18 protein-coding genes and 2 pseudogenes are annotated in these 20074 nt (G+C 41.1%); 11 read left to right on the forward strand and 9 right to left on the reverse strand.

The features are described from left to right. Window positions 1-357 precede the first annotated feature (357 nt). The 6 genes from V7K48_RS00005 to V7K48_RS00025 all read left to right on the forward strand — a co-directional run bounded on the left by V7K48_RS00005 (window position 358) and on the right by V7K48_RS00025 (window position 5879). Window positions 358-1548: a sensor histidine kinase gene (locus V7K48_RS00005; protein WP_335068405.1), complete on the forward strand. Its 1191-nt coding sequence runs from the start codon at window positions 358-360 to the stop codon at window positions 1546-1548. Window positions 1549-1692: 144 nt separating this feature from the next. After that, on the forward strand, window positions 1693-1803 hold the full coding sequence (locus V7K48_RS34805; RefSeq protein WP_442949390.1) for a HEAT repeat domain-containing protein: 111 nt from the start codon (window positions 1693-1695) through the stop codon (window positions 1801-1803). An 82-nt stretch (window positions 1804-1885) separates the two neighbouring features. Continuing rightward, window positions 1886-2083, forward strand: a complete 198-nt coding sequence (locus tag V7K48_RS00010) for a hypothetical protein (RefSeq protein WP_335068407.1) — start codon at window positions 1886-1888, stop codon at window positions 2081-2083. 233 nt (window positions 2084-2316) lie between these two features. Beyond that, window positions 2317-3321, forward strand: coding sequence for a zinc-dependent alcohol dehydrogenase family protein (locus tag V7K48_RS00015; RefSeq protein ID WP_335068409.1), 1005 nt, complete (start codon window positions 2317-2319; stop codon window positions 3319-3321). Between the two features lie 176 nt (window positions 3322-3497). Next, entirely contained in the window at window positions 3498-5396 is a 1899-nt protein-coding gene (locus V7K48_RS00020) for a transketolase (protein ID WP_335068411.1), read from the forward strand. A gap of 99 nt (window positions 5397-5495) precedes the next feature. After that, window positions 5496-5879, forward strand: a complete 384-nt coding sequence (locus tag V7K48_RS00025; RefSeq protein ID WP_335068413.1) for a hypothetical protein — start codon at window positions 5496-5498, stop codon at window positions 5877-5879. 363 nt (window positions 5880-6242) lie between these two features. On the opposite strand, the gene V7K48_RS00030 is transcribed toward V7K48_RS00025, so the two are convergent. Then, window positions 6243-7331, reverse strand: a complete 1089-nt coding sequence (locus V7K48_RS00030; protein ID WP_335068415.1) for an aromatic ring-hydroxylating dioxygenase subunit alpha — start codon at window positions 7329-7331, stop codon at window positions 6243-6245. 544 nt (window positions 7332-7875) lie between these two features. Between V7K48_RS00030 and V7K48_RS00035 the strand changes: the two genes are divergently transcribed. Further along, the gene (locus V7K48_RS00035; RefSeq protein ID WP_335068417.1) at window positions 7876-8301 is read left to right on the forward strand and encodes a heavy metal-responsive transcriptional regulator; all 426 of its coding nucleotides are present in this window, start codon (window positions 7876-7878) and stop codon (window positions 8299-8301) included. Between the two features lie 62 nt (window positions 8302-8363). Here V7K48_RS00035 and V7K48_RS00040 read toward each other — a convergent pair whose 3' ends face one another. From V7K48_RS00040 to V7K48_RS00050, 3 genes are read right to left on the reverse strand one after another with little or no spacing between them, the layout of a single operon-like run. Next, window positions 8364-8591, reverse strand: coding sequence for a hypothetical protein (locus V7K48_RS00040; protein WP_335068419.1), 228 nt, complete (start codon window positions 8589-8591; stop codon window positions 8364-8366). Window positions 8592-8613: 22 nt separating this feature from the next. Then, on the reverse strand, window positions 8614-11025 hold the full coding sequence (locus tag V7K48_RS00045; protein WP_335068421.1) for a heavy metal translocating P-type ATPase: 2412 nt from the start codon (window positions 11023-11025) through the stop codon (window positions 8614-8616). Window positions 11026-11068: 43 nt separating this feature from the next. Next, window positions 11069-11263 (reverse strand): heavy-metal-associated domain-containing protein, encoded by a 195-nt coding sequence (locus V7K48_RS00050; RefSeq protein ID WP_300412388.1) that lies wholly within the window; start codon window positions 11261-11263, stop codon window positions 11069-11071. Between the two features lie 297 nt (window positions 11264-11560). Between V7K48_RS00050 and V7K48_RS00055 the strand changes: the two genes are divergently transcribed. Beyond that, complete coding sequence (locus tag V7K48_RS00055) at window positions 11561-12355, forward strand: class I SAM-dependent methyltransferase (RefSeq protein ID WP_335068423.1); 795 nt, start codon at window positions 11561-11563, stop codon at window positions 12353-12355. Window positions 12356-13106: 751 nt separating this feature from the next. Here V7K48_RS00055 and V7K48_RS00060 read toward each other — a convergent pair. The 4 genes and pseudogenes from V7K48_RS00060 to V7K48_RS00075 form a co-directional block, all read right to left on the reverse strand. Beyond that, window positions 13107-14231: a hybrid sensor histidine kinase/response regulator gene (locus tag V7K48_RS00060; protein WP_335068425.1), complete on the reverse strand. Its 1125-nt coding sequence runs from the start codon at window positions 14229-14231 to the stop codon at window positions 13107-13109. Window positions 14232-14300: 69 nt separating this feature from the next. Further along, window positions 14301-15590 carry an ATP-binding protein gene (locus V7K48_RS00065; protein WP_335068427.1) on the reverse strand — a complete coding sequence of 430 codons (1290 nt, stop codon included), beginning with the start codon at window positions 15588-15590 and terminating at the stop codon, window positions 14301-14303. A 167-nt stretch (window positions 15591-15757) separates the two neighbouring features. Then, window positions 15758-15853 (reverse strand): annotated as a pseudogene (locus tag V7K48_RS00070) (response regulator); the annotation flags it as partial. Between the two features lie 321 nt (window positions 15854-16174). Further along, complete coding sequence (locus V7K48_RS00075) at window positions 16175-16381, reverse strand: hypothetical protein (protein ID WP_335068431.1); 207 nt, start codon at window positions 16379-16381, stop codon at window positions 16175-16177. Window positions 16382-16988: 607 nt separating this feature from the next. On the opposite strand from V7K48_RS00075, the gene V7K48_RS00080 reads away from it, so the two are divergent. After that, complete coding sequence (locus V7K48_RS00080) at window positions 16989-17711, forward strand: response regulator transcription factor (protein ID WP_334816627.1); 723 nt, start codon at window positions 16989-16991, stop codon at window positions 17709-17711. Window positions 17712-17832: 121 nt separating this feature from the next. Here V7K48_RS00080 and V7K48_RS00085 read toward each other — a convergent pair whose 3' ends face one another. Further along, the gene (locus V7K48_RS00085) at window positions 17833-19197 is read right to left on the reverse strand and encodes a lipid-A-disaccharide synthase-related protein (RefSeq protein WP_335068434.1); all 1365 of its coding nucleotides are present in this window, start codon (window positions 19195-19197) and stop codon (window positions 17833-17835) included. 171 nt (window positions 19198-19368) lie between these two features. Here V7K48_RS00085 and V7K48_RS00090 point away from each other — a divergent pair, with 171 nt between their 5' ends. Further along, window positions 19369-19584 (forward strand): hypothetical protein, encoded by a 216-nt coding sequence (locus V7K48_RS00090; protein ID WP_335068436.1) that lies wholly within the window; start codon window positions 19369-19371, stop codon window positions 19582-19584. Beyond that, window positions 19544-19750 (forward strand): annotated as a pseudogene (locus tag V7K48_RS00095) (hypothetical protein); the annotation flags it as partial. The gene V7K48_RS00090 and the pseudogene V7K48_RS00095, both read left to right, overlap by 41 nt. Between the last annotated feature and the right edge of the window lie 324 nt (window positions 19751-20074).

Here is a 20074-nt window from a genome sequence, read left to right on the forward strand (position 1 = left end):
TTCGACCAACTTACATTTGAGCAGGTAATTTCTGTCTCTTCTTATAACTTTATCCTGGAAGCTCTATTCTATGCAGCTTCACATTGAATTGGTATCAGATATTTCCGATGTTTTGGGAGATTTTCAGAGTGTTGGAGCAAACGGATCGCTTATCAGGTTTTTGGTGATTCAAGATATGATTTAAAGTTAGATCCCGAAAGGATTTTACAGTTTTCTGTTATCTATTTTGCGGCACAGTTGCCGAAACCTTTGTGCCAGTTGCGTAAGTCCTGCCTCAGTTGCCAACATTACCTTAAACGGACTAAGCTAGCTTTAGCCAAAGGGACTTCCCGCTTAGTGTCTTGGATTGAGCATAAGATGGATTTTAGTCAAACTCTAAGTCAGAAAAGTAATGCCATTGTTGAACAATGGGTAAAAGCAGTTTACCAGGATGAACAAATCGAAGCTACTAAAGAGCTAACTTTTAAAGCTGTACGAAATAGCTTGCCGCGCATTTTGAAAGCATTAGCAACAGTACTTTCTGAATCAGCAACTAGCGATTTACAGACGGTAGTGGATGCAAGCCTAGAACACGGCACACTTCGCGCTGAACAAGGATTTGAGCCAGCAGAAATTGCACGAGAGTATCGTTTACTCAGACTTGTGATTTTTTCTTATTTAGAAGAAGATTTATTAAATGCGTCTCCGCAAGAGGTATTACGGGCGGTTCGCCTGATTGATATGATAATTGATGAAGCGATCGCCCGTTGTTTTCACAGTTACACTCAAGGGCGAATACAAGAGTTTAAACAACTGGAAAGTCAGTTGCGGTTGACTAATCAAGAACTAACTCGTTTAGTTCGTGCTGGTAAAGAAGGTCTATCTCACTTGGCTCACGAACTGAAAACGCCCCTAACTTCAATTATTGGTTACGCAGACTTATTTTTACGTCAGCAGCGTCAACAACCAGAACTTAAGGATTCTTATACAAATCTTGAAAGTATCGAGCGAGTCCTTAAGAATGGTAGGCTTCTTGTCCGTTTAATCAACGATACTCTAGAAATTTCGCGTTATGATACCGGGCAAATGATATTGCAGCCAACTCTTACTGATGTACATGATTTAATCAACTTAGTTATAGAGATGATTCAACCGTTAGCGCAGGCCAAAGAATTATCTTTAGTAGTTGATTGTGATCGTGCTCCCAAGCAAGTTACTACAGATCCACTCCGGCTTCAGCAAATTGTTACCAATTTGCTGAGTAATGCAATTCGCTATACACAAACAGGTTCAATTCTTTTAAAGTGCTGGATGGAATCTCAACAGCAGTGGGCTATCTCTGTTACTGATAGTGGTATTGGTATTTCCCTAGAGGCTCAAACACAAATCTTCAATCCCTATTTTCGTGCCGTAACTCATCCCCAAGTACAAAGTATTGAGGGTACAGGATTAGGTTTAGCAATAGTCTCTCAATTTGTCCAGTTAATGCATGGCGAGATTAAAGTAAATTCACAGCTAGGAAAAGGTTCTACATTTACAGTAATTTTACCATCAGAACTGAGCGCTTAGGTATAATACTAATTCGTAATTCGTAATTAAAATTTAGCAATCTAAATCATTCAAAAAAATCAATTATATATAATCTGAACAATATCCGCTTAATTTAATTATAAATTAGGTTTTTAGAAGCAAGTACCACTAACTTGTTTCTCTTTGCGAGAGGCTGCTGTCCCTTTCCTAATTGAAGGACTGAAAGATTCAGATCCAGATGTTCGTCAAAATGCTGACTCTGGTTTAAAGCGTATCACTTATTTATCAAAATAGACCAACTCGGTCAAAGGGGATGCGATCGCACTTCTCCACAAGTTATGGAGTATAAAAGGTGATCGCATTCTTCACCCACCGCATGATAAACCAAACTTTTACCAACGGTTATGCATTACTCATTGGCGTAGGTGCTGATTTACCAGTCACAGTCCTCGATGCAACAGCTATACGAGATATAATGATTGATGGCGATCGCGCCGCTTATCCACCAGAACAAGTCACACTGCTAACCGAAACCTCTGCAACTCGGCAAAATATCCTCGCAGCTTTTGACTAAATCATCACCCAGGTCAATCAAAATCTTGATGCAACTGTGATCATATCGAACAGCGATCGCCGGATCTGACCATTTTTCTGGATTAACAACAGGCGGCACAGAATATCTGCCCTCGTGGAGAATTTTGATTCTATATCTAATTGTATATATCTAAAGTTCTGAATATTACAAAGAGAGGATTTTTAGAAAAAGTCTAATCTTAATATTGAAATATTGAAATATTGATATAAATTATGCGTGCAATGATTTTATCAGCACCGCGTCAGCCTTTACGTTTAATTGACTTGCCACTGCCAAAACCAAATCCTGAGCAAGTACTAATTCGCGTTCATGCTTGCGCTGTTTGTCGCACAGATTTGCATATAGTTGATGGAGAATTAACAGAGCCAAAACTACCTTTGGTACTTGGACATCAAATTGTCGGTACTATTGAGGGCATTGGCGAACGTGTTAAAGGATTTACTATCGGTCAACGTGTTGGTGTTCCTTGGCTAGGCTACACTTGCAGCGTTCACTGTCGTTACTGTCTCTCTGATCAGGAAAACCTTTGTGATTATGCTGGGTTTACTGGTTACAATTTTGATGGCGGTTATGCTGAGTATACTGTCGCTGACCATCGCTTTTGCTTGACCTTAGACCCTAGCTATTCTGACTTACAAGTTGCCCCTTTGTTGTGTGCTGGTTTAATTGGCTACCGGGCTTATAGAATGACTCGTGATGCCCAAAAACTTGGTTTTTATGGCTTCGGTTCCTCTGCTCACATTTTAATTCAACTGGCACGCTATCAGGGGCGGCAGGTTTTTGCTTTTACACGTTCTGGGGATATTGAAGGTCAAAACTTTGCTCGACAATTGGGTGCGAGTTGGGCAGGTGATTCAGATGTGTTACCGCCAGAACCCTTGGATGCAGCGATTATTTTCGCTCCGATGGGTCAGCTTGTTCCAGCGGCTTTGCGTGCAGTTGTCAAAGGCGGCACTGTAGTTTGTGCAGGGATTCACATGAGCGAAATTCCTGCTTTTCCTTATGAAATTCTTTGGCAAGAAAGGGTATTACGGTCTGTTGCTAATCTGACTCGCAAAGATGGAGAAGAATTTCTCGCTTTAGCACCCAAAGTTCCGATCGAGACACAAGTAAGTCTCTTCCCTTTAGCTGAAGCTAATGAGGCTTTGAATGCACTTCGCAATGGTTTATTTGAAGGTTCGATAGTATTAGTCATTGATCACAAAGGCTCTAGTTGAAAAATTGGCAGCAGCAAGTAGGGAAAAGATATTTTTCTTTGCAAATACCTAAAATAGAGCTTGAAAGTTAAAAAATTTCTGCCTGTTTACTCTGTCATTTGTTAGAGCAAACAATTGTTCTTGTTGACTAGGATGTAAATGCTGTCCTTAGTACCTATACCTGGAAGAGAGCGATCATGGCGACCCTTGAACAATCGCAAGCATGGCATGAATTGGCACAACAACTGCGGATTGATAGTATTCGTGCCACCACCGCAGCCGGATCTGGTCATCCCACCTCCTCAATGTCAGCTGCTGACCTGATGGCAGTGTTGCTTGCCAAGCATCTGCGTTATGACTTCAGCAATCCGCACTCCCCTTACAACGATCACCTGATCTTTTCAAAAGGACACGCATCACCGCTGTTGTACTCAATATATCGAGCGGCGGGAGTAATTGATGATGACGAATTGATGTCCCTCCGCAAGTTTGGTAGTCGTCTAGAAGGGCATCCAACCCCAGTCCTACCTTGGGTAGATGTGGCAACAGGTTCTTTAGGACAGGGACTGCCGATCGCCGTTGGTATTGCTTTAGCTGGAGAATATTTAGACAAGCTACCTTACCACACCTGGGTTTTGTTAGGGGATAGTGAAATGGCGGAAGGTTCTATTTGGGAAGCCTTTGAACACGCCAGTCATTACAAACTGGCAAATCTGATTGCCATCCTCGATGTCAACCGTTTGGGACAGCGAGGTGAAACAATGTTAGGCTGGAACACTCAAACATACTGCGATCGCGCTCTTGCTTTCGGCTGGAAGGCAATTGAAATCGATGGTCACAATTTAGAAGAAATTGATGAAGCATACGCAGCAGCTATCGATAACCTCAACTGTCCGACAATAATTGTGGCTCGGACAAAGAAGGGCAGGGGTGTTGCAGATTTAGAAGATATTGGCGGTTGGCATGGAAAAGCCTTGAAACCTGACCAAGCAAAGGCAGCGATCAAAGAACTAGGTGGTGAACGTCAGATCACTATTACCGTTTCAAAACCTAATTTACAAATCCAAAGAACTTCAATTGGACAAATTCAAACTCTCCAACTTCCTAGCTATCAAAAGGGAGATTCAATGGCGACCCGTAAAGCTTATGGGGATACCTTAAAAGCTCTAGGAGCGTCTCGACCAGATGTGGTTGCCTTAGACGGCGAGGTGAGCAACTCCACCTACGCTGAGGAATTTGCCAAAGCTTATCCTGAGCGCTACTTTGAGATGTACATTGCCGAGCAGCAAATGGTTGCCGCAGCAGTGGGGTTACAAGTGCGCCAGTATAAGCCCTTTGCTTCCAGTTTTGCGGCATTCTTAAGTCGCGCTTACGATTTTGTTCGGATGGCTGCCATTTCTCGCGCCAATATTAAACTTGTTGGTTCTCATGCGGGAATTTCAATTGGTGAGGATGGGCCTTCACAAATGGCACTAGAAGACTTAGCTTCTTTGAGAGCGGTGTGCGGCAGCACTGTGCTTTACCCTAGCGATGCCAATCAAACCGCTAAACTTGTCGCCCAAATGGTCGATTGTGATGGGATTGTCTACCTACGCACAACCCGTGAAAGCACACCTGTTCTCTATGAAGCTGAGGAAGATTTTTCAATTGGTGGCAGCAAAGTCATCTATAGTTCCGAGCAGGATCAAGCAGCAGTGATTGCAGCAGGTATTACGGTACATGAAGCACTTAAAGCATATCTCAGCCTCAAACACGAAGGGATTACGGTACGCATTATCGATGCTTACTCAGTCAAACCAATTGATGCTACAACCCTGCATCAGGCTGCCCGTGATACTCAGGGCAAACTTATTGTAGTCGAAGACCATTGGGAGGAAGGTGGACTGGGATCTGCTGTCCTCGATGCTTTTGTAGGTATGGATGCTGCTCTTGCCTATGGTGGATTACCACTAAACCTAATCAAACTGGCAGTGCGGGATATGCCTGGATCTGGGACTCCAGAAGAGCTACTTCATACAGCAAAAATTGACGCTTCTTCTATTGTCGAGGCTGTGCGATCGCTTGTTAGACAACCTGCTTGGGTATCAACGAAGTAACTAACTTCAATTTGAAGTGATAGCAGCTCCCAGCAGATACAGCGTATTGCAGGTAAATGAAGTATATGGGTAGGGGGCATAACATATTGTGCCCCTACGATGATCTGTACCTCACCTTGGCGTAGCTTAAGAAGAGAAGTTGCAATCTGCTGTAAAGCGCTGAATTTGGGCGATAATTTTCCCCTTTGTTATTACGCTGGTGGAAGTAAATTTTTGCCTGGTGAAGCCGCAACTATTGAAACTAGTCCAATTTCTACTAGCTTAACTGCTGGAGGGCGACGGCGATCGCCACAAAAACTAGACGCACTTCCAGCAGAATTTGACATCCGCAGCGAGAAGTTTAAGCAGATGAAAAAAGCTGTAGCAATTGAGGCTGGTATCGCCGTTAAGTTTCAATTAGAACAGCAGCTTCTTGATGAAGAGGCAAAACTGCCCGATCTTGGCAATGAACTGGATAAAATTGAGTCTGCATTGCAATTATGAGACTTATGTAAATATACAGTTATTTGGCAGATGGAAATCAGGATTTCCCCACTTAGAAAACAAGGAAAATAGAGATATTCAGTTAATTGGTGTTCGTTTATACTATTTCAAATTTTTGTAGTGGTTATACTCATGACTTAGGTTCTACCTGGGAATTAGGAAGTGGCTTTGCCACTTCTTTTTATTAATCTGGTAGCCTAGTAAAAAAATAAATTAAAAGTTAAAAGTAATTTGTTGAACTTTTAACTTTTATTAGTTGTTATATCATGTCCGTTTAATTGACCATAAAATAATTTGCCTGTTAAGCTACAGCTTTGTACCATCCAGTCAGTTTGACAGAATTATGGTCATATAGAGATGATATTAGTCATTACTCATTGTATCTTGCCATCTCTCACGCTTGGGCTTGCTCTCTACATCGTGCGATCGCGCTTCTTGCCAAGTTCCCCACATTCGGGATTGCTGTTTTTCAACATAGTTAATAAACTGCATGATTGACTGATCTGCTTTGATGGGAGTTTTCAAATCAAACTGAATTGTTTGGACAATCTTAATGTCACCCATGAGAAAGTACTTTCCTGCAATGTTAGTCAGCCATAGCCCAACTTGATTGTATAACCAACCAAAAATCCCCTTACGTTTCTTAGTAATTAACAGGATCTGACCTTTAGCTTTTCCTCCTTCGAGGAGGCGCAAGGTAAACATACTATGGACATGGAAAAAATCTGGCCCAATTGTCACTATACCAGTACTGCCGTACCAATAGCAAACACTGTAAGTTATGGCCTTTTTGTAAAATGGACGGATGAGCTTGATAAAAAAGAAATTTTCGTTGATCGGTGTAATATTACTGAAGATAATCGCATTCTCATTCAATTCCTGTCTTTCAAAGATAATTTCTACTGGTAGTTTGTGAACTGTATTGAGGTGTTGAGCATCGATTGCATTAATCATTACCACATTCGGGTGACAGTTGATCACAAAATGGGAAGTAATAGCAACATCACATTCTTTTTGTTCTAACTCTGGAACAAAAGGTAGAGGTTGCTGTGGTATTTCTCCAGTCCAAACCCAAATCATCCCGTACTTCTCAGCAGTGGGCCAAGTTTGTAACTTCAAGGAAAATGGTGTATCTAAACATGGGATATCAATACACATCCCTTCAGCATCAAACTTCCAGTGGTGGAAAAAACAACGTAGTGCATTACCCTCAACTTTGCCTTCGGCAAGGTGAGCGCCCATATGCGGACAGTAGGCATCAAAGGTAACTACTCTTTTGTCTTTACCACGATAAATCACTAATTCTCTGCCCAAAATCGTGACAGGTTTTACTTCACCCACCCGCAGATTTCGAGAGGGTATTACCCAATACCATCCCTCAATAAAACGCTCTGGATTATTGAAAGTTTTAGGTTTACGGGTTGAGCTAAAAGTCTGCGAGTTGAAATTCATTTTTATAGTTTCACTTGAGGTGAAGCAGTTGATCTAGAAGTAACATGGAAACTAAAAAAAAACAGTTACTTTCAGTACCATGAGGAATAGTTACCCAAAAAATGGATAAAATTCAGAAGGATAATTTTGAGAAAAATATTATTAAGCTATGTCAAAAATATGGCAATTAAATATCGGCTTAATTAAGCTAGTATCCATTTAGAATAGAGATTTGAAAAATTATAACTTCGTAAAATTTCTAATTAGATAAAAAGTCTAAATACTGATGGGAATATTTTGCTAAACTCTCAATTAACTTAAGAATTCTGCAATTTACGCATTGACAGTACAAACAAAATATGCATGCTTTAAAAAGCTACATCTGTCGTAGGGGCAATTCATGAATTGCCCCTACAGCGCGGGTCTATTTCCCATCAAAGAATGATTAATAAAAACCTGAAACGACGTATTTACGTTGATACACAACATAATTATTTTGTACAGTGCGTAAGTCCTAATTTAGAAAAATATGTAATAATAATTACAATAGTTGGAAAAATCTACCGTGTTAACTCAAGATAAAAAGCTGCTTTTAATTGGTCAGGTAAGAGATTTGAGCGGAATCCCCATCAGGACAATTCGTTATTACGAGAGTTTAGGCTTAATCAATTCATCAAAACGAACAGAGGGAGGCTTTCGCCAGTTTTCATTGGATGTGCTAACTCGTCTAGCGTTCATTAAAAGGGCGCAAAATCTTAGTCTTAGCCTAGAAGAGATTGGAAATATTCTTCAAGTTTATGACCAAGGACAAGCTCCCTGTGGTGAAATCAAAGAAAAGCTTGAAGAGAAGGTCTTGCAGATTGATCACCAAATTGATCAGTTGTTAACCTTACGCTCTGAAATAAAGAGATTACTTTCAGGCTGGAAGAATATCAGCGACCACCATGAGGATACAATTTGTCCGATCATTCAAAATACTTCTCACTGTTGAATGCTGAGAAATAAAAATCCAGAAATGAAGTTCAAGTAATTTCTTCATTATTCACTCAGAACTTATGAGTCAGGACTTTTATAAAGAAGAAACCACCATAATTCTAATCCAATTAAAGCTAAACCAGTAATCGCAACACCGACTTTCAATCCCAAAGGTTGCTCAATGCGTTGAAATTGGCTGGTTTGCTCTGACGAGTGGGCTGGCATTTTTGCTAATGTTACACCTGATATTCCAGTGAGAAGCACTAAAGTTATCAGGCTTCCCCAAAGCATTTTTTGACTGAACATTTCCTAAATAACCCTGCAATTATCAGGTAGTTTTTGGTTGAAAGTTACGCAATCGTAGAGCGTTGCTAACAACAGAAAGCGAAGAAACAGCCATCGCTGCTCCAGCGATAATTGGATTGAGTAACCAACCAAAGATGGGGAACAGAATTCCTGCCGCAATGGGAATACCAATAACGTTGTAAATAAAGGCAAAGAAGAGATTTTGCCTGATATTATTGATGGTAGCGCGACTAAGTTGAATTGCTGTGACAATTCCTTGTAAATCTCCAGAAATTAGGGTGATATCGCTAGCTGCGATCGCCACATCTGTTCCCGTACCAATAGCAATTCCCACATCAGCTTGTGCTAAGGCTGGCGCATCATTTATACCATCGCCTACCATTGCGACAATTTTAGATTTTAGACTTCGGCTTACCTCGACTTCTCTACGAGACGCTCTTGCTAGCTTGCTTAAGAGCAGGGGTACGCTCGGTACAAGTCGCTCAGTCGAACGATTTTGGATTTTGGATTTTGGAAATCTCTCTATCTCCCCTTGCAGGGATTGGATAATCGCTGCTTTCTGATCTGGACGCACTTCGGCAAAGATTCGCTGGATGCCAACTTGCAGAGCGATCGCTTCGGCAGTTTTACGATTGTCTCCGGTGAGCATTACTACTTCTAAACCTAACTTTTGTAAAGCTTTCACCACTGCTGTTGATGAAGGTTTGAGGGCATCGGCAATACCCATTATTCCTTGTAGTTCGCCATCTACAGCAATCAAAATGACTGTTTTACCAGCAGCTTCCCAGGCATCTTTATACTGCTGGAGAGTGATAGTGTTAATTCCAAGTTCTGTTAACCAGCGTTGTGTACCAATTTGTACAAGCTGATTTGAAACAACTGCTTGGACACCACTACCTGCGTTAGCCACGAAGTGGGTGGCTGTTGGCATCGCCTGAAAGTTCTTTGTATCTATTAAACTCACTTCTTGAGACTGGGCGTATTTCACCACCGCTGACGCTAAAGGATGCTCAGAATTGTGTTCTACCGTTGCTGCTAATTGTAAAAGCTTGATTTCATTACCATTAGCTGTGCCGTAGACAGTCACAAAGTCTGTAACTGTAGGTTTCCCCTGTGTCAAAGTGCCAGTTTTATCTAGGACGATGGTTTGAATTTTGTGTGCTAGTTCTAAGCTGTCCGCACCCTTAATCAAGATGCCATTTTCTGCACCTTTGCCCGTCCCCACCATTACAGAAGTGGGGGTAGCTAAACCCAAAGCACAAGGACAAGCGATAATCAGTACACCCACCGTTGTCATTGTTGCTAGGGTGAGGTTGCCTGTGAAATTAAACCAAATGACAAAAGTGGCGATCGCGATCGCAATCACAGCTGGTACAAACCATCCTGTCACTTGATCTGCCAAGCGCTGAATTGGGGCTTTAGAACCTTGTGCTTGTTGCACTAGTTTGACGATTTGAGCCAAAAACGTATCATTTCCGACTCGTGTCACCCGAAATTGAAACGCACCTGCGCCGTTAATCGTCGCTCCAATTACTTCATCTCCTACCTGCTTTTTGACTGGCAAACTTTCACCCGTCACCATCGCTTCATCTACTGTGGAAGTGCCTGCAATCACTTCCCCATCTACCGGAATCTTTTCACCAGGACGCACCAAAATTACATCGTTGATTCTGACTTCGGCGATGGGAACATCAATTTCTTTACCATCACGGATAACTCTGGCATTTCTAGCTTGCAGTCCAATGAGTTTGCGAATAGCTTCAGAAGTTTGTCCCCTAGCGCGATTTTCCAACAACCGCCCCAGCAATATTAAGGTAATGACAATTGCAGCAACTTCGTAATAAAGATCAGGTATCAAGCCCTGAGCAATAAAAAATTTCGGGAAAATAGTCACAAACAAAGAATATAGATACGCTGCACTTGTGCCCAAAGCAATCAGCGTGTCCATCGTTGCTGTATGGCGCTTGAGGCTTTTCCAGCCATTTCGGTAAAAAGATCCACCACACCAGAACACCACGGGTGTTGTCAGCACCAACTGTAACCAAGGATTTTGAAGAAATCCGGGAATTAAGGGCAAGTTCAGCCCAGTCATCATGGGCAACGACCCCAAAAGTAGGAAAATGCTGATCACACCTCCCACCACTACCTTAAGGGAAAGTTCGCGTTGTAATGCTTGCCTACTCGCAATCTCTGCATCATCTTCTTCAGAGAGCATTTCTTCCTGGAGTGAATAGGAAGAGTATCCCGCAGCATCTATAGCAGCTTGGATTTTCTCCAAATTGGCTAAAGAGCGATCGTACTTGATGGCGGCTTGTTCTGCTCCAAAGTTAATGTTGCAGTCAATCACCCCAGAAACAGAGCGAATTGCCTTTTCGATGTTGTTGGCGCAAGCGGCGCAACTCATGCCTCGAAGTTTGAGTGTGAGAGTATCCATAATTAGATGAACCGCCGTGATTGGTGTGGCAGGATTTTAAAGATTAAGCAACTGGATAGCCAGCAGCAGCCAATGCTTCCTTAATTGCTGTTTCTGATGCTTGAGTTTGGACACTGACAAGCTTGGTTGTTGGATCAGCCTGAATGCTAGCGTTGGCATCGACTGCCTGAAGTGCTTTGGTGATTGTGCTTGCACAAGCAGAACAAGCCATATTGGGAACTGTGAGTTGGAGAGTCATAGATTTACGGGATAAAATGAACAACCTAGCCAGATCAAACTGGATGACTGAGGGACAACCGTCAACAGTCAGAAATAACTGGAAAGAAAGTCGCCTTGAATTCATCCTAGACTCTCTAGCCGGCTGGAGAGTCTAGAGAATTTTAAAAGTTTTTAGCTAAACTTCAAATTTGTTTATAACTTTGGTTTAGCTGAATAATAGTTGCTATCAAAAATACAACGTACTACAAAACCCTTGTCATCGGAAAAAGTGTGTGTTATGAAGGCTACATAACTACATCAGTGGAGTAATGCGATTTTGTTAGATAATCCTAAAGAAAGTGTGATGCCTAGAACATTGCACATAAACCAGGTTATTGAAAATATTTACAGGACGGGCACAGTTGTGGGGCAGAATGGGAAAGTTCACAAACTACACTCTGCAATTGATCGTGAAGAGGGTGAGTTTATATCAAATATCATTCATAATGATCCTAAAATTATAAAAACTCTCGAAGTTGGCTGTGCCTATGGGCTTTCATCCCTAAACATTTGTTTAGCCATCCGAGAACGCGTCGGGGCTTCGCACACTATCATAGATCCATTCCAGAATATTCACTGGGATGGCGTTGGTATAAGAAATTTAGACGAGGCTGGAATTGACTTTTTCGATCTCATCCAAGTCAAGTCAGAATTTGCACTGCCACGCTTATTGGAAGAAAAGGAAGGCGAGTTCGACTTCATTTTCATAGATGGTTGGCACACATTTGACCATACACTCATAGATGCTTTCTATGCTTCCCGTCTACTTCGAGTTGGAGGATATCTTGTTGTTGACGATATTTCTTTACCATCTGTGAAACGTGTAGTTAATTTCTTGAAAAACTATCCCTGTTATGAGGAATATGATTCCCTGGATGGTGAGGTGTCGAAATCATGGAAAAAGATGATTGCAAGGAGGTTAATGTCTCCGATTCATCAAATAACTTGGTTCCAGACTCTGTTACCAAGCCTCTATCGAAGAATATTTGATGATAGGATAACGCGAATAGTGGCACTGCAAAAGACCAAAGAAGATACCCGCAGTTGGGACTGGCACAATGATGCATTCTAGAGTGTAATACAGCCAAAAAGGTACTGCCCTAGAGAATTTATTTCTGTCTTAATAAAATCGCTTGGAAATGGTTATCTATTAAAAATACAATGTATTACAAAACACTTGTCATCCAATGAAACTGTGTGTTATTAGTTTATTGCCACCTGATTGAACGATAAAGTGTAATTAGGGAAGTAAAAGAAATTTCAGCTTTTACAACCCTATCTCTTCAAATAAGGAACAGCAATTTTAATGCAGATGCTCGATATAAACACAGCTCTACTAACTTGGCACATTAAACATCTCAGGTTGTATCAATAGTTTACGCTCCTTAATTCGGTCTGAATGATTTAGTTATAGTAATCTCAATGTAAAAAGTTAGCTAAGTTATTTTGCAATATTTTAATTGTATTAAACTTCAAATAGTGCTGTATCAATCCATGTATTTAAGCTAATTTAACTCTCGTTTTTGGCATAAAAACATAACTAAAATTGAATATAATTTATGGGATAACATTCTAAAGATAATCTTGCGATCGCTAATAAGTAGATAGGCATAAATAAACAACACTTTGTAGTTAGCGCTGAAAATCCTTACCCTGAGTACTAAAGTACTGATTACGAATCAAAGTTCGTATTTTATATTTAAGAGGAATTAGAGGCTATAATCCGTTGTGGGCTTGGGACAAGATTCGGTATTCACTCTGCTTTTGAGCTTTGTCAAGATTAGCAGTCTAGCTAAAGAATATCTGTGGTGAAGGAGAAGAACTTAAGTATTTTTAGGTAATTGCACAGTGAACAGACTACCTTTACCTAGTTCTGAGGTAACCTGGATAGTTCCTGCGTGCCCTTCTACAATCCGGTGGGATAGATGTAGTCCTAAGCCGCTACCTGAACGTTTATGTTTACCTTGGCGAAATCGCTCGAAAATTGTTGCCTGATCTTCTGGCGCAATCCCATATCCTGTATCTTGGATCTCAATTGTTACCAAATCTGGATTGACTGGATTAGATGATTTTTCAAAAATGCGGATTGTTATGCCTCCTGTATCTGTAAATTTGATTGCATTTGCGATCAAGTTATTTAGCACCCGCCGTAGTTCCAAGCGATCGCCCATAATAATAGCAGCGTTTTTATTCTGTGGGTCTAATTCACGGATGTCTATTTCCAAAGTCAAGCCTTTTTCACTAGTTAGAGGACTTAGTTCGCTCACTACTTCTTGAGATATCTCACGTAAATCGCATTCTTCCCAATTCAACGTTTTTTTACCTGCCTCGAAGCGATAGACTTCTAGGAGGGTATTCACCATTTCCATCAAATTTTTGTTACTGCGAATCATGACTGCGATCGCCTGTTTCATTTCCGGCGAAATTTTGCAGAATGTTTCCATCTCAAACAAATTCAACATGCGATCAGAGGCTACTAGGGGAGTTCGCAAATCATGAGTCAGACGGGAAACAAAATCTTCCCGTTGGCGGGCCATTTTTTGTTGTTCGTCCAGACTGTGTTTGAGACGCAGCAGCGATCGCACCCTTGCCAATAGTTCATCAGTATCAAATGGTTTACGGATAAAATCGTCAGCACCAGCATCTAAACCTTCGACAACACTGGATTCGTGAAAGGCAGTAATCAGCAAAATTGGAATATAAGAGATCGCAGGGTTATTCCGAATCCGACGTGTGACTTCATAACCATCTATCCCCGGCATCATTACATCTAACAGAATCAGATCGGGTGGAGATTGTTCAACTTGCCGCAAAGCCTTTATTCCATCTGAAACCAAATTAATTTCATACCCCTCACTTTCTAAAATTGCTTGAACCAAAATAAGATTATCTGGAGTATCGTCAACTGCGAGGATACGATAAATTTTATTATTTTCAACTACAGACATGATTTATCAACTTTTATCAGTTTTTTTGGAAGTAATTTATAGTTTAAATTTAGGATATCCTATTGGAGCTTACCTAGCTTGATAAGATGAATGATGTGGATTTTTAGCAGAAAAAACCTTGTCACCATCTAACTGTGAAGGTGGAGTATCGGCTGCTCCAGTCGATAATGTAATTTGACGCGGCAATTCAATTTTAAACATTGAACCGATCCCCAATCTGCTATCAAGAAAGATTTTACCGCCCATCATTCGTACCAGCGAATCTATAATTGCCAAACCCAGACCTGTGCCTGGATATTTGCGAGTTATAGTTTGATCAACTTGCCGAAATGCTTCAAAAATACGTTTAAAATCTCTGGGTGCTATGCCAATACCTGTATCCCGAACAATAATTGCCACTCGATTTGCAGGTAGTTCTTTAACCTCAACCCAAATCTCACCAGACTCGGTGAACTTAATCGCATTGGAGAGCAAGTTAATTAAAATCTGTTTGATCCGAACTGGATCATTAAATACCAAAGTATTTTGCAAATCAGTTTGCACTAACAATGGTAAATTTTTGGCATCAGCTAGGGAACGCATTTCACCTACAGCGAGATTTATCACGTTTGATACATCAAATCGTTCCGCTTTTAAGTCTAATCGTCCTGCCTCCAGCTTGGAAAAGTCGAGAACTTCATTCACCAGCATCAGCAAATGCTTGCCATTATTCAAGATCCGCTCAATCATATCTGCTTGCTGATGCGTTAGTTGAGCGAACTTAGGACGCAACAGTATCTGCGAAAAACCAATAATCGCATTCATCGGCGTTCTGAGTTCGTGGGACATAGTTGCCAAAAAATGTGATTTTAGCTGTGATGCCTCCAATAGCTTGAAGTTTTGCATTTGAATATGTTGTTGTTGTCTCTCCAATTCTTGGTTCTTACGAATCAGCTGTTCATGACTTTCTCGGAGTTGCTGGTTTACCAAAGCTACCTGCATTTCAGCCCGATAAATCCGAATCACACTCCGTAAAACCTGTGTCAAGGTTTCTGGGGATATCCTAGATTTAGAGAGATAGTCTGTAGCACCAGCTTTGATTAATTGAACAGCAATTTGTTCATCTCCTTGACCAGTTAGGATTACTAAAGGAACTTTAATTCCCGAAGAACGTAACTGTTGAATCAAGGTTAGTCCATCCTGGTCTAGTAAGCGATAGTTGAGGAAAACACAATCATAAGGAATAGTGCTTAAGGCAGAGAACGCATCATTGCGATCGCCTAGTTCCATCTGAACACCTGCTTTAGTCAAGGCACGATGAACTGCCATCCAGTCTACTTGATCATCGTCTACAACTAAAATTCTCAGCGTCTCTTCCATCGGTTTTTATTTTCGCCGCCAAACATAGGTTGATGTATAACATTTCTCTTTTCAGATTATCCAACTAACAGAATATAAGATTTTCGGACATCTAAAATCTGTAACTTGATTCACTAAGGCGTTTCGCCCAATATCTAATACTTGTTGAGCGTTGCCATCATCTCCAAAAGCTGAAGCAGGTCAATAATATTAACTTTGCTCAATGCCTGCTTGGCATTCATTACATCAACTTCGTTTTCCTCCACTAGTAGTATGTTAATCACTCTTTCAGGCTTTTCCTTCGGTTAAAGTTAGTCTGTTGTATCCTCAATCTGGTTAATTTACCAGAGTATTGGAATAAAACTCCTAGCAAATGACCAATGGCTCTCAAAGAATTAGTAATTAACAAACAGAAAACTATTGATCTGAATACAGCAGACAGAGATGATATAAAGTAAAATAAAATACTTTACTTAACTTAAAACAATTGTAAATGAGTGAGCAAGCGACCGTCGTCAGCCCTTGGTGAGAGTTGCATATGATTATTGAGCAGTTTTACTCATCAGATTGGTTAAAGTAGGTAAATAAGAAAGTACTGCCTATACCTATTTGTGAATTTGAAGTAATTTACCTCCTGAAACTTCGACAATTTTCTTAATGATCGCCAAACTTGTGTTAGTATCTTTTTGGCGATCGTGGACTTCCACTATTTGGAAAATTACCAAGACCAAATCATGAATTTTAGGAAGAATACCAAGTATTTCCAAGCTTTTTGGCATTACAAAGATTACTTGTCCACTTTGATTTTTCAAGGGTTTAACTTGTCAGCCGTGTATCCACATAGTGGACGGATGTGTGATTACCCTTCGTAGTTGTACTTGAATTCTTTTTGAGATTGTCCACCATCGAGCCTGACTTTTCACGTTATGTAGAAAAACCAACAAAAGGCCTAAACCCTAAACATGCTTCCCTACAAGGGTTGGGGGAAAATTTAAAGCCTCTTCTTTAGAATGGAGGATGAAGCTTACTTTCTCATAAGGTAACTTTGACCTTTTGTAACTTGTCCATTTTTGTAAGCTTTTTTCAAAGCTTTATACAAGATAATAGTAATCAACTCATGGAACATAACAACTCAAAGCTGAATTCTAAGCAAGGGGAAGCAGTTTGCCAGTCGTCTCAATATTTCATACTTTTTGTGTAAGTATCCATATATCTCCAGCTAGATTTGTTCTCTATCTAAATAGAAAAAAAAGGGTATTTATTATTTCTATCGGTGGATGCAGACTGGTTGAAATATCATCTATCTTTGGGTTGGGAAAATAAAATAGAGCGCTTATCTTTGGGTTGGGAAAATAAAATAGAGCGCTTACAAAAGATAATACTTTCAAAGATACAAACAGCGTCAGAGTGAATGTAACGATGAATGAAATTAGCATTATTTTAATTGAAGATCACGACTTAACGCGAATGGGGCTACGAGCGGCATTACAGTCTCACAGCGCATTGAAAGTAATTGGCGAAGCGTCAAATGCTACCCAAGGACTAAAACTTTTAGAAACAGCAAAGCCAGATGTAGCTGTTGTAGATATCGGTTTGCCTGACATGGATGGCATTGAACTCACTCGTAAATTTAAACGCCACCAAGCTGAAACTGGGCAAACCACGACGAAGATTCTTATCCTGACAATGGATCATACAGAGGATGCTGTACTTGCAGCCTTCGCGGCGGGCGCTGATTCTTATTATATGAAAGAAACAAGCATCAGTAAATTAACGGAGGCAATACAAGCAACTTATGGCGGTAACTCTTGGATTGATCCGGCAATTGCCAACGTGGTATTGCGGAAGATGCGGCAAGGTATTCCTGGAGAGAGCCAAAATTCTGACAAGCCGAAGACTGTAAAAATTGAGGCGCTGGCATCAGAATACGAGCAAGTTTTGGAAACATACCCCCTGACTCAACGGGAACTGGAAATCCTAGAGTTGATTGTAGCTGGGTGTAGCAATGGGCAAATTGCCGAGAAACTCTACATTACAGTTGGTACTGTAAAGACCCATGTTCGTAATATTCTAAATAAACTGTGTGCCGATGACCGTACCCAAGCTGCTGTGAGGGCCTTACGTTCTGGGTTGGTGGCGTGAGGGATTAGGGAGCAGGGAGCAGGGGGAGCAGGTGGAGCAGGTGGAGCAGGGGGAAAGATTAAATAATAAGTAATTCCCAATGCCTAATCCCCAATACCCAATACCCTATGCTCAATGCCCTTCATCCCAATCGTTCCTGTAAACATTCAGCAATGCGTAGTGCTGCACCTGGTTTACCCATGCGTCGCAGACCATTTTCGGAAATAATTTGCAAAATATCAGGATCTTTGAATAGGGACTGGACGATCTTGGCAACTTCTGTTGGTTGCTCGACTAAAATCAAAGATGAGCCTAAATGACGACTTTGAGCTTCAGCAAAGGTAGGGTTATATTGGGGACCATTACCGGAAATCGCGATCGCAGGTTTCCCTAAACCAATAAACTGTTCTGTGGCTGTACCTGCCATTGCGATCGCTAAATCTCCCAAATGCAAGCAATCATTATAGGCTTGTTGTGTCAACAGGAGATATGCATTTCTTTGTTTAAATGTCAATACATTTAGATCAGAAATTTGGATAGGACATGCTGATTCAGTGCGCCAGCCTTGGGATTGCACACTTTGGGATAAAATATTAGAGTCTAAACCAGGAGCGATCGCACCTAAAAACACCACTGTGCCAGAAGTGTAAAACACCGAATCCCGCTCCTGAAAACTTGCCATCAACGCAGATACGGCAATCATAATTGTCTGCCAGTTGGTGTATACCTCTGGCGGACGGGAACCAGGAAGAAGAGTCACTATAAAAGGTCGAACTATCTCTTGCTGTTGACTATTCTTACTATAAAATTGTTGGCGTGAAAACGTCGGTTGCAGACCATCCATCATGGGATTACCCAAATTAAAAGCTGGAATTGGCCATTGTTTTAATGTTTCTGTCGTCAGTGCATCTCTAGGGAACACCGCCTTACAACGGCGACGACTCATTAACCAACGTTCCCAAGGATGGTAAACTGAACCGGAAAAGTTTTCCCAACGCGCACCTTTGGATTTCCGGGGTAATAATCCAGCTTCATCGCGCACATAATATTCAGATTTTGCCGTACCTACAAAAGCATAATTAGCGCCACTGAAAGTTGCAAACAACAGTGGGACAATATCTCCCACAGCTAAAATCGCTCTTTTATTACCTAATTTTTTTTGAGAACTCACCCAACGGCGCACAGCTTTAATCTGGCTGAGGGTAAGTTGCAATAAACCACCGCGTACATCTCGCACTAATTGGCGTCCATCCATATAAATAAAGCCACCAGAAGGCATAGTGTGGATTGAACCGATAAAGGGGATATCCAATTGTTCGTAAGCACGTCCTTCACCCACCAGAGGCAAAGCAAATACTTCTGGTGGGTTTGATTGTCGTTGGAGTTCTTGCAAAATCTGGACTGCAATGACATCTTCCCCATGTCCATTACTTAATACAAGTAACCGCAAAGGAGAAGTTGCAGCTTGGGAGTTAGAAGCTAGAGATAACCGAGATACATTACTCATAAGAAACAAAATCATCAAAATTAACTGTCTGTTGGGGTAAGAGGTATAAATAGGGAAATCGGCGAAGAAGCTGGAAGTTAGTATTATCCCTATTTCTTTACTTCCCTACAACTAACACCAATTTTGCATAGGTAGTATTGTTTAAAATTTCTGGATTTAGCTCTTTACTACTTGGCTGCTAATTATACTCAACCAGCAGAGCAGTTATATCGCTATGCCTTATCTAAAGGTGCTTCCTCAGAATTTATTGGTGAAGGTATCCAAGACCTAAATGACTTTTTAACTGTCTTCCCTGACCATCTGCAAGCTACATCCATGCGACAGTTGTTGCAGTCCTCTCTAACTTCTACTGTTGTCTCTAACCCAACTGCAAGAACTCGTGGATGATACTTGTATAGCTGCTGGTAGTGAAGCTTATGCAGCAGCATTAACAGTTTACAACTATGCCAAAGCTAGCGGTGATGTTACAGGTTTAGATGCAGTCATTGATGAGATGGGACGCAGGTTTACCCACCGTTCTAAGAAAAAGAAACCTGAAGTTCCAGTTAGCTGAAGCATAAAATAGGCGAGAACAGCAGTTATTAATTTAGGTACAATAAGCGTTTTTTGTAGGGGCATAACAATGTTATGCCCTTTTTGCATTTTAAATCTGAAGATTTTTCAAACCCATGCAGGCAGCTTTCGTCTGTATAGCCGTGACTTCTATAGCGCTTCTCGTTTGGATGCAATACACTCTGACCTCTCTCCAAACCTCTCTCCTAAGAGGAGAGAGGCTTTGAATCTTACTCCCCAACGCTAGTAGGGAAGGGGCTGGGGGTTAGGTCTGTCTTGGACTCCACTAAGAAGCGCTAAGTCGCCAGGGCATTTTTGAGCCTTT

Source organism: Nostoc sp. (assembly GCF_036919615.1).
Classification (GTDB): domain Bacteria; phylum Cyanobacteriota; class Cyanobacteriia; order Cyanobacteriales; family Nostocaceae; genus Nostoc.

What these genes read in the sequence shown, in the direction of transcription:
- V7K48_RS00065 (WP_335068427.1), bottom strand. Translation starts at nt 15,590, where the DNA reads ATGGAAGAGACGCTGAGAATTTTAGTTGTAGACGATGATCAAGTAGAC.
- V7K48_RS00060 (WP_335068425.1), bottom strand. Translation starts at nt 14,231, where the DNA reads ATGTCTGTAGTTGAAAATAATAAAATTTATCGTATCCTCGCAGTTGAC.
- V7K48_RS00005 (WP_335068405.1), top strand. Translation starts at nt 358, where the DNA reads ATGGATTTTAGTCAAACTCTAAGTCAGAAAAGTAATGCCATTGTTGAA.
- V7K48_RS00030 (WP_335068415.1), bottom strand. Translation starts at nt 7,331, where the DNA reads ATGAATTTCAACTCGCAGACTTTTAGCTCAACCCGTAAACCTAAAACT.
- V7K48_RS00050 (WP_300412388.1), bottom strand. Translation starts at nt 11,263, where the DNA reads ATGACTCTCCAACTCACAGTTCCCAATATGGCTTGTTCTGCTTGTGCA.
- V7K48_RS00025 (WP_335068413.1), top strand. Translation starts at nt 5,496, where the DNA reads ATGATCTGTACCTCACCTTGGCGTAGCTTAAGAAGAGAAGTTGCAATC.
- V7K48_RS00080 (WP_334816627.1), top strand. Translation starts at nt 16,989, where the DNA reads ATGAATGAAATTAGCATTATTTTAATTGAAGATCACGACTTAACGCGA.
- V7K48_RS00010 (WP_335068407.1), top strand. Translation starts at nt 1,886, where the DNA reads ATGATAAACCAAACTTTTACCAACGGTTATGCATTACTCATTGGCGTA.
- V7K48_RS00020 (WP_335068411.1), top strand. Translation starts at nt 3,498, where the DNA reads ATGGCGACCCTTGAACAATCGCAAGCATGGCATGAATTGGCACAACAA.
- V7K48_RS00085 (WP_335068434.1), bottom strand. Translation starts at nt 19,197, where the DNA reads ATGAGTAATGTATCTCGGTTATCTCTAGCTTCTAACTCCCAAGCTGCA.
- V7K48_RS00040 (WP_335068419.1), bottom strand. Translation starts at nt 8,591, where the DNA reads ATGTTCAGTCAAAAAATGCTTTGGGGAAGCCTGATAACTTTAGTGCTT.
- V7K48_RS00045 (WP_335068421.1), bottom strand. Translation starts at nt 11,025, where the DNA reads ATGGATACTCTCACACTCAAACTTCGAGGCATGAGTTGCGCCGCTTGC.
- V7K48_RS00015 (WP_335068409.1), top strand. Translation starts at nt 2,317, where the DNA reads ATGCGTGCAATGATTTTATCAGCACCGCGTCAGCCTTTACGTTTAATT.